The organism is Coprococcus eutactus (genome assembly GCF_025149915.1).
Taxonomy (GTDB): domain Bacteria; phylum Bacillota; class Clostridia; order Lachnospirales; family Lachnospiraceae; genus Coprococcus; species Coprococcus eutactus.
The window spans coordinates 1,748,320-1,762,396 of sequence record NZ_CP102278.1; the positions used below are offsets into that span (position 1 = coordinate 1,748,320).

At 42.8% G+C, this 14,077-nt stretch carries 12 protein-coding genes, 1 tRNA gene and 1 pseudogene; 1 reads left to right on the forward strand and 13 read right to left on the reverse strand.

Annotated elements, in window-relative coordinates:
• Positions 1-108: 108 nt before the first annotated feature.
• The 5 genes from NQ536_RS07520 to pflB all read right to left on the reverse strand — a co-directional run bounded on the left by NQ536_RS07520 (position 109) and on the right by pflB (position 6,992).
• On the reverse strand, positions 109-1,125 hold the full coding sequence (locus NQ536_RS07520) for a sensor histidine kinase (protein WP_004854116.1): 1,017 nt from the start codon (positions 1,123-1,125) through the stop codon (positions 109-111).
• A gap of 58 nt (positions 1,126-1,183) precedes the next feature.
• Positions 1,184-1,846: a response regulator transcription factor gene (locus NQ536_RS07525; protein WP_044998415.1), complete on the reverse strand. Its 663-nt coding sequence runs from the start codon at positions 1,844-1,846 to the stop codon at positions 1,184-1,186.
• A 235-nt stretch (positions 1,847-2,081) separates the two neighbouring features.
• The gene (locus tag NQ536_RS07530) at positions 2,082-3,299 is read right to left on the reverse strand and encodes a 2-hydroxyacyl-CoA dehydratase (protein WP_004854112.1); all 1,218 of its coding nucleotides are present in this window, start codon (positions 3,297-3,299) and stop codon (positions 2,082-2,084) included.
• A gap of 363 nt (positions 3,300-3,662) precedes the next feature.
• Positions 3,663-4,505 carry a radical SAM protein gene (locus NQ536_RS07535; RefSeq protein ID WP_004854109.1) on the reverse strand — a complete coding sequence of 281 codons (843 nt, stop codon included), beginning with the start codon at positions 4,503-4,505 and terminating at the stop codon, positions 3,663-3,665.
• A 210-nt stretch (positions 4,506-4,715) separates the two neighbouring features.
• A complete protein-coding gene (gene pflB, locus NQ536_RS07540) occupies positions 4,716-6,992 on the reverse strand; it encodes a formate C-acetyltransferase (RefSeq protein ID WP_004854107.1) in 2,277 nt (758 codons plus the stop codon).
• A 402-nt stretch (positions 6,993-7,394) separates the two neighbouring features.
• Here pflB and NQ536_RS07545 point away from each other — a divergent pair, with 402 nt between their 5' ends.
• Complete coding sequence (locus NQ536_RS07545; RefSeq protein WP_004854105.1) at positions 7,395-8,090, forward strand: Crp/Fnr family transcriptional regulator; 696 nt, start codon at positions 7,395-7,397, stop codon at positions 8,088-8,090.
• Positions 8,091-8,188: 98 nt separating this feature from the next.
• On the opposite strand, the gene ftsH is transcribed toward NQ536_RS07545, so the two are convergent.
• The 8 genes and pseudogenes from ftsH to NQ536_RS07585 form a co-directional block, all read right to left on the reverse strand.
• Entirely contained in the window at positions 8,189-10,009 is a 1,821-nt protein-coding gene (ftsH, locus tag NQ536_RS07550; RefSeq protein ID WP_044998414.1) for an ATP-dependent zinc metalloprotease FtsH, read from the reverse strand.
• Between the two features lie 386 nt (positions 10,010-10,395).
• Positions 10,396-10,469 (reverse strand) — tRNA-Cys (locus NQ536_RS07555).
• Between the two features lie 5 nt (positions 10,470-10,474).
• Positions 10,475-10,566, reverse strand: a pseudogene (locus NQ536_RS07560).
• Between the two features lie 97 nt (positions 10,567-10,663).
• Positions 10,664-11,314, reverse strand: coding sequence for a hypothetical protein (locus NQ536_RS07565; protein WP_004854102.1), 651 nt, complete (start codon positions 11,312-11,314; stop codon positions 10,664-10,666).
• Between the two features lie 126 nt (positions 11,315-11,440).
• On the reverse strand, positions 11,441-12,178 hold the full coding sequence (locus tag NQ536_RS07570) for a metallophosphoesterase (protein ID WP_233419719.1): 738 nt from the start codon (positions 12,176-12,178) through the stop codon (positions 11,441-11,443).
• A 147-nt stretch (positions 12,179-12,325) separates the two neighbouring features.
• Positions 12,326-13,168, reverse strand: coding sequence for a TIGR02452 family protein (locus NQ536_RS07575; protein ID WP_004854097.1), 843 nt, complete (start codon positions 13,166-13,168; stop codon positions 12,326-12,328).
• Positions 13,169-13,255: 87 nt separating this feature from the next.
• On the reverse strand, positions 13,256-13,633 hold the full coding sequence (locus tag NQ536_RS07580) for a hypothetical protein (RefSeq protein ID WP_044998413.1): 378 nt from the start codon (positions 13,631-13,633) through the stop codon (positions 13,256-13,258).
• The gene (locus NQ536_RS07585; RefSeq protein ID WP_044998412.1) at positions 13,591-14,010 is read right to left on the reverse strand and encodes a tRNA(His) guanylyltransferase Thg1 family protein; all 420 of its coding nucleotides are present in this window, start codon (positions 14,008-14,010) and stop codon (positions 13,591-13,593) included. The genes NQ536_RS07580 and NQ536_RS07585 overlap by 43 nt, the downstream gene beginning before the upstream one ends.
• Positions 14,011-14,077: the final 67 nt, after the last annotated feature.

Here is a 14,077-nt window from a genome sequence, read left to right on the forward strand (position 1 = left end):
TTTGAAAGCAATTGTCCTTTTTTCATTATTACCTAACATTACAATTCTGTAACCTAGGGGACGCTCACCCGATCTGGTATCCCACTATCGAAAAACGCAATTTTTATATCATCCAATCTTGTATATATCATTATGTCCAAATACTATACTCACATCTGTGTATTCGTCCACCTTTGACGCTATATTCAGCTTATGTCCCAGCTGCCTGCACAGATTGTCTATTATATAAAGGCCCATACCTGTGGATTTCGCATGTTTCCGCCCATTTTCCCCGGTAAATGATTTCTTGCACACAAATGGAATATCAGACTGTGGTATACCTATTCCATTGTCCTTTATGTGCAGAGCCTTGCCGTCACCCACTGCTTCAGCCCAGATCTCTATAGTCTTTTCCTGTCCTCGGTCTATATACTTGATGCTGTTGCTCACGATCTGATTTACCATAAACTCAAGCCATTTTGAATCCGTCACAACACATTCATCCACATCATGAACATTCAGCGATATGTCACCATCAAGCAACATATCCTTGTTCTTCACAGCCACCCTTCCGATGACACTCTTAAGATTTGTCTCGGCAAATCTGTAATCTGCCGATGCATGCTCTGCCCTCACATAGTAGAGAACCTGATCTGCATACGCGTCAAGCCTTGCGACCTGATCCGCATATTTTCTCGGGATCACATCCCTGTTGTTGTGGCACATGAGCACCAGACTTGCTATCGGAAGCTTTATCTCGTGAACCCAGATCTCTATAAAATCCTTGAAATCCTCCACGCTATCCCTGTACTTTCTCACATTCTCAGTCATGGACTTGTTGATGTCGTACATAGCTGAATACACCAGCTTTCCCTCGTAGAAGTCAGGCTCGTCCAAAGTGTCAAGTATAAGATACTTCTGATCCAGTTCATCCAGATGTCCAACCAGACTGTTGTAGAACTTATATTTTCTCAGATAATCGAAAGCGATAACCGAGACGACAAATATCACAGCCACTATGACGAACATAATTCTCATCTGTAACTGTGAGTGAAATGCCATCATGAGCAGATATGTGAATATCACAAATCCCGCATATCCCGCAATTATTCCAAGTTTGTCCTTTATATACAAGCCAAATTTCATTTTACAAAATTACTCCAATCTTTTGTCACTGTAAATGATTTACAATCCCACTTACCTGTCATACAAGTCGGTATCCCTGCTTCTTTCTGGTCTCTATGGCATCATCATATCCAAGATCCGCCAGTTTCCCTCTGAGCCTGCTGATGTTCACCGTGAGTGCATTGTCATTTACAAACTCATCATTATCCCACAGGTCTGTCATGATCTCATCTCTCGACACTATCTTTTCCCTGTTGGCAAGCAGCAGCTGGAATATGATCATCTCATTCTTGGTGAGAACCATCTCCTGATCACCTTTGCTGATTGTCCCCTTGCTGAAGTTGACCTCCGCATCTCTGTATGATGCCGTATTCTGGCTGCCCTCCATGCGCTTGAGCACCGCCGCTATCCTAAGCAGAAGTATCGTTGGATTGTATGGCTTTGTTATATAATCATCCGCGCCATAACTCATGGACAGCACCTCATCCATCTCGGAAGTCCTGCTTGTGACCATGATGATAGGCACATCAGATTCCTTTCGTATCTCCTTCACAAGGTTTCTGCCGTTTATACCCGGAATGTTGATATCCATGAGCACCAGATTCGGCGCCGCTTTCAATATATCGTCCTTTGTATTGTCAAAGCTCTCAAGACTCTCAGCCTCATAGCCCTCATTCTCAAGTATCTGCACAAGCTCCTCACAGATGCTCTCGTCATCTTCCACCACAAATATCTTTTTCATCTTTATTTCTCCATTTCCTATTTTCCATTTAGGCAATTACGAAACCCTTAATCTATTCAACATGCAAGAAGATGTTTAGCATTACCAAATCAGGGGAATACGAAGTCGCCGGTACTTAGATGGCACGTTAGTGACATCTTTAGTACCGTTGCAGACTGAGTTAAGCGAGAGCGACCCCTGATCGGTATGCTAAAACATCTCTTGCACATTCAGCGTATTTAAGTTTCGCAATTGCCTATTTCCCCATTTTAAGTGGCATGTCCACCAGCATCCTCGCCCTGTTGTAGACATTCAGCTTTGAACCGCTGGAATCCATATCACAGCTCACTATCATGCCCTGCTGCAGCTTCTTCTGAAGCGAAGGGTACAAACCTCTTCCGCAGGTGTGATTAGGCATACAGCCAAATGGCTGAACCGCCAAAACCTTTGGACACTCATGGAGTATGTGTCCCGTTATCTCCGCGCCGATGAGCCAGCCATCTCCTGTTTTATATCCCCAGCTCACATATCCTTCAGCCTCACGCTTCATCGTGAAGAAATCCTCCATGGTATAGAACCCATATTTTCTAAGCGCCTCTATCATTGCTCTCTGCAGGCTGCCGAAGAACTTCAGCCCCGCCTTGTAAAGCAGAGATTCAAATGTCATATTGTCTGTGAGGTGTGAATCCATATAGTACATGGCATACCATGAAAGCCCATTTGTATGGCTCTCACATCCATTTGACTCAAGGAACTTTATCATATCCCAGTTGCCCAAGTGGCAATACTTTATGTACAGCTCTCCCACTATCCCCACTCGCTGTTTCCTCTTATCATGCAGCTTTATCCGTGAAAAATCCCTGGCTATACTGACAAAGTTTCGTTTCATCCTGCCGAGAGTCAGATTCTTTCCATCTTTCAGATCTCTGGACAGGATATCTATCCACTTCTGCCAAACCTTTTGCGACTGCCCCTTTTTCACCTCATTTGGCCTTGTCTGATTGAGGAGCAGCATGAGTATATCTCCGTAGAAGAGTCCGAACAGGGCTCTCCACACCATGAATGGCTGCACGCGCATCTGGCATTCCTTCTCCAGCCCCTTAACATTCAGGGATAGTATCTTTACCCTGTCAAATCCTGCCTTTCTCACCGACTCCTTTAACACATGTAAGTAGTTGGCTCCCCTGCAGGCATCCCCCGCCGTCGGCATGAGAAGTCTTGTCCGGCTGATATCATATTTGCCTGACTGCAGTGCATCTATCATCTGCCCGGCATTTAACACGATCGGATAACACATATCATTGTTCACATACTTAAGTCCCACATCCGTGATATGTTCCTCATTTGACAGTATGACCGGATGATAATCCCTTGAATAAAAGGCGTATTTTATCAGAGGAAAATGCGCATCCAGCATGGCTGGGATCAGCAATATATATTTTTCATTCCATGTATCTTCATCTATCTTGTACATTCTCTACTCCCCATATACTTTGCAGTTATATAACGTATTTGCAGCACTTCAATCAAATATGACATTTTTTGAAAATGGACAACCCCTGGTCCATTTTCAAAAAAGCTTAAATATCTAATCTAATTTCAATCAACTTACATTATAACTTCTTTTGCATGCACCTAGCCACTGTTTACTAATTAATTATGTTAAACTTATTTGTTGATATAACAAAACACAGGTACTATATAAAATGTCACACCCGTTACAACGGCTTAACATCTTATATAGCACCTGTGTCTCAACGCAAATATTTTTATAGACTGCTAGAGCATCGACTGGGAATTGAACTATCGATGATTTTCCCGGTTCTTGTTCTTAAGTTTATTCCAGAATACTCTTTGCAAGCTTCTGCTCCTCATCAGTAGGCGGGTCGATTCCCTCAAGCTTATATGGTATTCCAAGTCTCTCCCACTCAGGGATTCCGAGCTTGTGATATGGAAGTACCTCAACTTTATCTACAGTCTTAAGAGTGTCTATGAACTCCTTAGTCTTTCTCAGATCATCCTCATCAGTTGTGATGGTTGGTACCAGTACGTGTCTGATCCACATATGCTTACCCTGATCTGACAGATACTGTGCAAGATCAAGTATATTGCTGTTGGAGAATCCTGTGAGATCTCTATGCTTATCATCATTGATCTGCTTGATATCGAGCAGGAACAGATCTGTGAGATTCATCAGCTCATTGAACTTGGAGAAGAATGGCTCCTCCCTTGTAAATGGATTGCCGGCTGTATCTATTGTTGTATGAATACCTTCAGCCTTTGCAAGCTTGAAAAACTCGATGAGGAAATCCATCTGAAGCAGCGCCTCACCACCGCTCACTGTTATACCACCACCGTTTTTCCAATATGGCTTATAGCGGAGCGCCTGCTTTAACAGGTCCTCAGGGGTCCTCGCCTCGATCTTGACGCCCTTATCCTTCAGCAGCTTTGTATTCTCTTCTATCTTCTTCTCAAGTTCTTCTCTCTCAGCATCGCTTGTTTCATCTGAGTAAAGCTTACTATAGTCTGTCACAAGATTCCATGTCTCTGGGTTGTGACAATATTTACATCTCATCTTGCAGCCCTGTAAAAAAACTACAAATCTTATGCCTGGACCATCTACTGCTCCAAAGCTCTCTGTCGAATGGACATATCCTAAAACCTGTTTCTTTTCAGACATATTTCACCTCTAAGTTCTTCCTATTCAAATACAACTCTCAATTAATGAAAGTAATTACAAACAAAACTACATGTCTATTATCTCTTGTAAAACTGATATAAATACATATTCTTAAAAAAAGTCCCGGAGAGGTTATCCCCGGGACCATGGTTCTTGTTATATCTGACAAAGCATCTATAACTTCACTGAAAATCCAGCGTCAGCTAAGAATTAAAGTGAGTCATGGAATGTTCTGTTGATAACATCGAGCTGCTGCTCACGTGTAAGTGATATGAACTTAACAGCATATCCTGATACACGGATTGTGAAGTTAGCGTACTCTGGCTTATCTGGATTCTCCATAGCATCAAGGAGCTTATCCTTACCAAATACGTTTACGTTCAGATGATGAGCGCCCTGATCGAAGTATCCATCCATTGCGCTTACAAGCTTTGTAGCTCTCTCTTCCTCATCATGTCCAAGTGCTGATGGGTTCATTGTCTGTGTATTTGAGATACCATCCAGTGACCACTCATAAGGAATCTTTGCAACAGAGTTAAGTGATGCAAGAAGTCCTGATGTCTCAGCGCCGTAGCTTGGGTTAGCACCTGGTGCAAATGGTGTCCAAGCACGTCTTCCATCTGGAAGGTTACCTGTGTACTTACCATAAACTACGTTAGATGTGATTGTAAGGATAGATGTTGTAGGCTCTGAATTACGATATGTGTGTCTCTTCTTGATGTCTGTAAGGAACTCATGAAGAAGCCATACACCGATGTTATCAGCTCTGTCGTCATCGTTACCATACTTAGGGAACTCGCCTTCGATCTCGAAGTCCTCAGCAAGTCCTGTCTCTGCGTTACGGATAACCTTAACCTTAGCGTACTTGATTGCTGACAGTGAGTCGATTACGTGTGAGAATCCAGCGATACCTGTTGCAAATGTACGACGTACATCTGTATCGATAAGTGCCATCTCAGCTGACTCATAGTAGTACTTGTCATGCATGTACTGGATGAGGTTAAGAATATTTACATAAAGTCCTGCTAACCAATCAAGCATCTTCTTGTACTTAGCAAGTACTTCATCATAGTCAAGGTACTCTGATGTGATAGGTGCGTACTCTGGACCTACCTGCATTGGCTTACCAGTCTTCTTGTCAAGGAACTTCTCATCCTTACCACCATTGATAGCGTAAAGAAGACACTTAGCAAGGTTTGCACGAGCTCCGAAGAACTGCATCTCCTTACCAGTCTGTGTAGCTGATACACAGCAGCAGATTGAGTAATCATCGCCCCAGATTGGCTTCATTACATCATCGTTCTCATACTGGATTGAGCTTGTTCTTACAGAGATCTTAGCAGCATACTTCTTGAATGTATCCTGAAGAGCTGATGAGTAAAGAACTGTAAGGTTTGGCTCTGGAGCTGGTCCCATGTTCTCAAGTGTATGAAGGAATCTGTAATCGTTCTTTGTAACCATTGAACGTCCGTCAACACCGATACCACCAACCTCAAGAGTAGCCCATACAGGATCTCCTGAGAACAGCTCGTTGTATGACTTAATTCTTGCGAACTTAACCATACGAAGCTTCATTGTGAAATGATCGATAAGCTCCTGAGCCTCAGCCTCTGTAAGCTTACCAGCCTTAATATCTCTCTCAATATAGATATCAAGGAATGTAGATACACGTCCAACTGACATAGCTGCACCGTTCTGAGTCTTGATAGCTGCAAGGTATCCGAAGTATAACCACTGAACAGCCTCTTTAGCGTTTGAAGCTGGCTTTGAAATATCATATCCGTATGACTGAGCCATAACCTTCATCTCTTTGAGACGCTTGATCTGCTCTGCAAGCTCTTCTCTCTGACGGATGACATCATCAAACATGTTGCCATCGCCACAGTTAGCCTTATCCTCTTCCTTCCAAGCGATAAGCTGATCAATACCGTAAAGAGCAACTCTTCTGTAGTCACCTACGATACGTCCACGACCATATGTGTCAGGAAGTCCTGTTACGATATGTGTATGACGAGCTGCCATCATCTCTGGTGTGTAAGCATCAAATACTGCCTGGTTGTGTGTCTTGTGATACTCAGTGAAGATCTTGTGGAAGTTCTCGTTTGGAGTATATCCATACATCTGAAGAGCTTCCTCAGCCATCTTGATACCACCATAAGGCATAAATGCTCTCTTAAGTGGCTCATCTGTCTGAAGACCTACAATCTGCTCAAGATCCTTTGTCTCTGGATCAATGTAGCCTGGGCCATAAGATGTGATGCTTGATACAACATCAGCATCCTCCTTTAAAACTCCACCGTTATCTCTCTCAGCCTTCTGAAGTGCCTGAAGCTTATCCCAAAGCTTGTTAGTAGCATCTGTTGGGGCTGCAAGGAAACTCTCGTCTCCATCGTACTGTGTGTAGTTGTTCTGGATGAAGTCTCTTACATTACACTCTTCCTTCCAGAGTCTACCTGTGAATGATTCCCATTCCTGGTTCTGTAACATGATAAAATTTCTCCTTTCAGTGTTTTAATATGTGAAAATGTGACACACTATTTACTTATTATACAGAATAATCTTCTATAATTCAATAATGCTTATCACATTCCTTGCTTTTCATTTGTAAGTATATTATACTTTACTCATAAATTCGGTTGTTATAACCACGTAATGAAGATTTAAACAACTTTTTTTGAAAAAATTTGAGAAAATATATGAATAATATATATTGTGTATGGACAAGGGATAATTTATTACACATATACAATATACTGTGTTTTGAAAAAATATACATTCTATAGCTGAAAGCCTGATCGCACCCCTGCATCATGACATCTTGTCACTATAATATACTACGCTGCAGACTGCTGCTCTGCATAGAAATAAATAATAAGATGGAGGTTATGTATGAAACTTAAAATTCCTCAATATCAATTGTCTGAAGTACTCAACATGATGGCATTCAAAGGAATCTCGGAAGCCGATATCAAAACCATGATGGATCTCAGGATCCTGCGCGAACACTATTACAGATACAACTCCACTATATTCAAAGCCGGCGAGATAACCGAGGAGCTTGGAATAGTCATCAAAGGCCGGGTGATTGTTGAGAATGTTGACTACTGGGGCTCCAAAAGTATCCTGAGTTCAGCACTTCCGGGAAAGGTGTTCGGTGAAACATACGCCCTGTCCGGACACAAACTCATGATCGACGCAAGAGCAACAGAGCCTACTATCGTATTCCTGCTCAACGCACAGGATATCATGTCCGGCAAATACAACAGTTATCCGTGGCATCTGCAAATGCTGAAGAATCTTCTTCTCCTATCATCGAGAAGAAGTCTCACACTCTCTCTTCATATCTTCTATATAAAGCCAAAGAAGATACGTGAGCGTGTCAGCTATTATCTCTCAGGACTTGCCAGCTCTCTTGGTACAACTGAGTTCGATATCCCATTTAACAGGGAACAGTTTGCCGACTACCTGAATGTCGACAGAACCGCACTGTCAAAGGAGCTGTCCAACATGCAGAGTGAAGGACTTATAGAGTTCAAAAAGAATCATTTCAAACTGTTGGAGCTTGACCACGAGGAATTGACATAATACTACTATTCTGAATCCAGTACAAGTCTATCTTATGGTTACCGGGTGCGGAATTGTAAAATGCCAGCACCCGGTAACTGAAATTATATCTAAGAGAATCATGAATTCAATATCTTCATAAACTCCTCGCCTGTGATCGTCTCCTTCTGATACAGATAATTGGAAAGCTCATCAAGCTTCGCTCTGTTCTCGAGGATAATGGTTGCCGCCTTCTCATGCTGCTTTCTTATAAGCTCCACAACCTTCTTGTCTATGAGTGTCTGCGTCTCTGCCGAGCACGAAAGTGATGAATCACCGCCAAGGTATTTGTTAGTTTCTACCTCCATGGCTACCATATCAAAATCTTTGCTCATTCCGTATTTGGTGATCATAGCTCTTGCAAGCTTTGTTGCCTGTTCTATATCGTTGGAGGCTCCCGTTGTAATAGATCCAAATACTATCTCCTCCGCAGCTCTTCCGCCTGTGAGTGTCGCTATCTTATTCTCAATCTCTTCCTTGGTCATAAGGTAATGGTTGCCCTCATCGACCTGCATGGTGTAACCAAGGGCTCCTGAAGTTCTAGGAACTATGGTTATCTTCTGGACTGGCGCCGAATCAGTCTGCTTGGCAGCTACAAGCGCATGTCCGATCTCATGGTATGACACGACAAGCTTCTCCTTGTCTGTAAGTATCGCATTCTTTCTCTGGTAACCTGCAATTACGACCTCTATGCTCTCTTCCATATCGGCCTGTGTCACGAAGCCTCTGCCGGCTCTGACAGCCCTGAGCGCCGCCTCATTTACAATATTTGCGAGCTCGGCACCTGATGCACCTGATGCCATTCTGGCTATCTTATTGAAGTCTACATTGTCTCCTATCTTGACCTTCTTGGCGTGAACCTTAAGTATATCCTCACGTCCCTTGAGATCCGGAAGTTCCACAGGTACTCGTCTGTCAAATCTTCCCGGTCTGAGCAGTGCAGGATCAAGTGAATCCGGTCTGTTGGTTGCTGCAAGGATGATGACACCATTGTTACCCTCGAATCCATCCATCTCGGTGAGGAGCTGGTTAAGTGTCTGCTCACGCTCGTCATTGCCTCCTATCTGTCCGTCTCTCTTCTTACCTATGGCATCTATCTCATCGATGAACACTATACATGGAGCCTTTTCCTTTGCCTGCTGAAACAGATCTCTCACCTTTGAGGCTCCCATACCTACGAACATCTCAACGAATTCTGAACCGGACATTGAGAAAAATGGTACATTTGCCTCTCCGGCTACAGCCTTGGCAAGCATGGTCTTACCTGTTCCCGGAGGACCCACAAGAAGAATACCCTTCGGCATGGAAGCGCCGATCTCCTTGTACTTTCCAGGATTGTGAAGATACTCAACTATCTCAGCCAGATTCTCCTTTGCCTCATCCTCTCCGGCGACATCTGTAAACTTTATTCCCTCTGTAGAATTAACATATATCTTCGCATTGCTCTTGCCCATTCCAAACATCATGGAATTCTTGCCGCCCCCGGCGTGCTTCATCATCTGATTGGCAAGCATTCTTCCAAGTAATGTGAATATAAGTATAGGCACGATCCAACTGAGTATAAAGCTGAGTATCGGTGATGTCTGCTTGATCTCCTGACCTGAGAACTTGGCTCCCGACTTGTAAAGTCTCTCGGTTAAGTTCTCATCACTCACCATAGCAGTCTTGTACACCTTCTTGTCATCCTTGCCTGTGAAATAGATGACATTTGACTGGGTCTCAATATCTACCTCGTCGATCTTCTTGTCCTCTGTCATGGATATGAATGTACCGTAATCCACATCCTCTATACTTCTCTCAGTAAACCAGGGAACAACTATAATATTAAGAAGCATGATTACTGCGAGCACGATCAGATAATAAAATATCAGCGGCTTTTTGGGCTGTTTTACTTCCTTCATATAAAAATCCTCCTTGTAATATTTTTTAGGATATATATGTCTGACACAATACAAAAACGCCATTATCATATATATTATTCTAACCTTATATCACAAGGAGGATTTATTCAATTAATTATTTCTAAAATTTGTATAACTCTTTTGAAAATATAGACAAAATTATAAATATTGCTTACAGTACAGCCATGTGGGCAGCTTCGGGCTGATCAGTCAGCACCTCCATTAACCATTCTCATGGATTTCAGCATCACATTCTGATGCCTAAAGAACAATTATTATATATCTGATATCTATTCAACACTCTTATAAGTTAACCAATACCCATTATCTATTAACCGGTGACTATTAACAGTTCAAGCCCGCCTTCCTTAAAGAAGAATACCATTTGGGTTCTTGTACAGGGATCGAACCTGTATTCATGCTGTTGCAGAGCATTGTCTTACCATTTGACCAACAAGATAATTTTGGCGCGATTAGAGGGAGTCGAACCCTCGCGGCAAATATTTTTTGCCCTATGACTGTTTAGCCATTCCCTTAAACCACTTGGGTATAAACGCTTAAGTACACACTTATCGCCGTGTGCTGCGGACTGAATAGAAGCTATTCGTACTGTAAGCAATACTTATGAAGAATTTGCCTGTCCGTTCTGAAATATCAGAACTCTACATATGTGGTCGCATTCGATATTCTTATAGCACTCTCAAGATTAGCTTTAAGCTCATCCTGTCTGCCCTGTAAGTCTCCAACAACCTTTTCAGCGTCAATTGGATCCACCATGCTGTATACAAGATTATCGCAGTAGGCAGATATACTTTTCAGACTGTCGTCACTGAGAACCTTCTTATCACTTGAAGCAAGCGCTGTACTCATGGCCTCCTTCTGTCTGTCGGCATTCTCCTGTGACTTATTGATAGCCATCTTGGCCTTGGTGAAATCGTTATTTATCTTTCTGATAAGAGCGTCATCAAAGTTAGTATTTGAGAAACTTCTTCCAAGTAAAGTCTTTCTGAGATTGATTGCCGCTGCCCTCGTCATGGTCACCCCTGCCACCTCTATATCCGTAGTGGCATTTGCAAGCAGGATCGCTGCATCAAGCCTGTTGTATCTGCTTATGAGATCCCTTATACTCTGAAGATCCGCCCTCGCCTCGTCATCAAACTCCTGCACGCTCTTCTTACCACCGATAACGATATCATCTGATGTCTTTTTCACTGTCACAAAACTGGCTCTGTCTATGGCATCATTGATCTTCTTTATCAGAAGGTCTCTCTCATCCAGAGCTCTTGTCACTATCATTTTCTCCATAATATTCGTATCCTCCTTATTTTAATAATTACATTTATATGTTATCCCCTTTTATTTCAGGTGATTTTTAACATCTGGCTCTTCAAATATGATCTGTTCATTACGATATTTGCTATCTCTAACGAACTAATTCCATACCACAGGCACCATATCATAATATATAAGTCTGTGCTTCGTATCCACGTACATATCCTCGTGATAATGTCCGAAGTACCACATGGAATATTCAAGTTTTCCTTCAAGTTCCTCAAAGAAATCCGTCAGTATATTCTGAGCGTACAATTCATGCAGGCGTCCCTGCATCCTCTTTATATCTTCAAGCTTCAGCTGTATAGTGTTTGATGCGCAATGGGTTATGACATAGTCGACCTTGTAATCACAGCTCTCAAGATTTACCCTTGCTTCCTCTATCTCTGTATCTGTCGGAAGCTCCTGTTTCCACCATGATGTGTTCAATATTCTGAACGGTCTGCCACTCCCCATTGCCAAATTATATTTATGCTCGAACAAAGGATCATCCTTATCAAGCACGCCACCGCTTATATCGTGGCTCTGTGCTCCTCCGAACGTAAAATATCTTTTTCCCTCTATATCGAATACCTGTCCGCGCTCAAGAAGTATCACCTTATCACGGACTATATGCCGCACTTTGCCACCATGCCACTTCTCCACCGGGTATTCATCTATCATATTGTAATTCTCATGATTTCCCTGAACCCATAGAAGTGTAAATGACTGCTTTGCGAAGAATTCACAGTCCTGTTCAAAGGACTCTCCTTTTGCCCAGAGCAAACCAAGATCCCCGCATACGATCACTGTATCATTTTCAGTTAGATCCGGGCAGCAGGAAAATCCTCCTGACATAAATCTCCCAAACCTCCCGTGACAGTCGCCTGTAATATAAATCATTTCAAAATCACTCCTTTATTTAATTGCCTTGTAATCCGGCTCATCCGGCAGACTTATGTTCGCCTTTGCATACTCAAGTCTTCTCTCGTACCAGTTTGTTTTTTACAATGAACTTAATACGCTATTAAACACTCTGTAATTGGAATCGTCGCTTGGTCTGCAATACACAGCAAACTCGATATTCTTAAATGCGTACATATAATCCCTCACCACATTTGCCGCAGCAGTTGCCACGACCTGCGGTTCGTTACAGAATGCTCCGCAACCAAACGCCCCGAGTATTACTGTGTCTGCATGATTCATAACCGCGCTGTCAAGTATTCTTCTGAGTCTTTTCTCATGGATGACCTGAAGTTCTCTATTGCGGGGTTTCACCGCTCTCGTTCCATCTCCGGAATTATATCTATTGCTGGGGGTTTCCCTGAGATTTGGCGCCGCACATGTGATCACGTCAACTATATACCAGTCATCACGCTCCATTAGTTCCGGACGATCTGTATCAGTCTTAAACACAACGATATCCGGAGTGTATATGATGTCATCGTTATGTATCGGATCATGTGCCGCTCTGTGCGGTGTGTAGAACATCCCCCACATATCAGGGGTGTTCAGACAGAAATACAGATTGGAACATCTGCAGAGACATTCCTCCTGCGCCCCCGCACCATTTACAACTCCGCCGCCTGGATTTGTCGCTGATGCAAAGTTATGCACTGCTACGTGATTTCCTTTATAGGCCTTTGCCGCCTCATAGGTTCTCTTCTTTGAGACAACCACATTTGCCTTCTTGTAAATATTCAGTTCAGGCGTTGGTATAACCTCCGCCTCTGCTATAAAGCGCTGATTTGCCACCGATATCTTTGTGACAGCTGAAAGCTCAGCATCCGTCTTGCACATGCGCTCTGTATCCTGAAATATACTTCTGTTCATCTCTCTGCGATCCATATTTTTTACACCCCTTTGATATTATGCTATTACATTACTCTATTATCCTGTTAGTTTTTTAACCTGCTATTCCAATACTCTCTGTTTTTACTGCTCTCCAATATATATAAGATGGTCAACATACTCTCTTTCCTCGCCCTTGAATATCGGTATATCATTGTCTATCATCCATCCTCTGGAATTTTCGTTGCTGCTGTCTCCTGTACATGACGGGACTTCATCTGCCTGTCCCCTGATGCAACAGCTTCCCCTCTTGCATGTCACCGAAAAGTCATTCCAGTTTATATTCTTCTCAAGCATCAGCATATCCTGTATATCACTGGTGGACTTGCCATGCATCTGCTTCTGTGAGAAATTGGCATGCCCAACCATCTGTATCGAATTGCGGGATGCGTCGAGCTGCCTCCAATATATGAGATTCGTCACCTCTTCCTTCGGTATATTGAAGCATCTTGAATCAAACATCGCCCCAGTCTGGCAAATACTTGATTGAACCTCATCGTGGCCATGGAGGCGGATACGGAGCAAAGCTTCTGTACCTCGTAGTCAAACCACGCCGAGGAGTTGATCTTTTCATAATCCACAAGTATGAGCGTGATCTCATCCGACTGGGTATATCCAAGCACACATCCCTGGATATTCTCACACAGGTATTTCATGGTCTCCTGCATAGCTCTCATAAAAACCGAATCAAACGGCCTCTTAAAATTTCTTGTATATGTATGAAATGCCTTGCCATCTATTCGTATCGCAACCGGACAACGTCTCATAAGCTTTGTCTTCGGTATCTGCTCATAAAAATCCTTCATTCTGGTACCTATATCATCTCGAAGTCTTGCCACACTGCCACTTCCTTTCTTTCATATCTTTTAAATCTTTCATATATTTCAAGTCGTTCATATCTTTCAA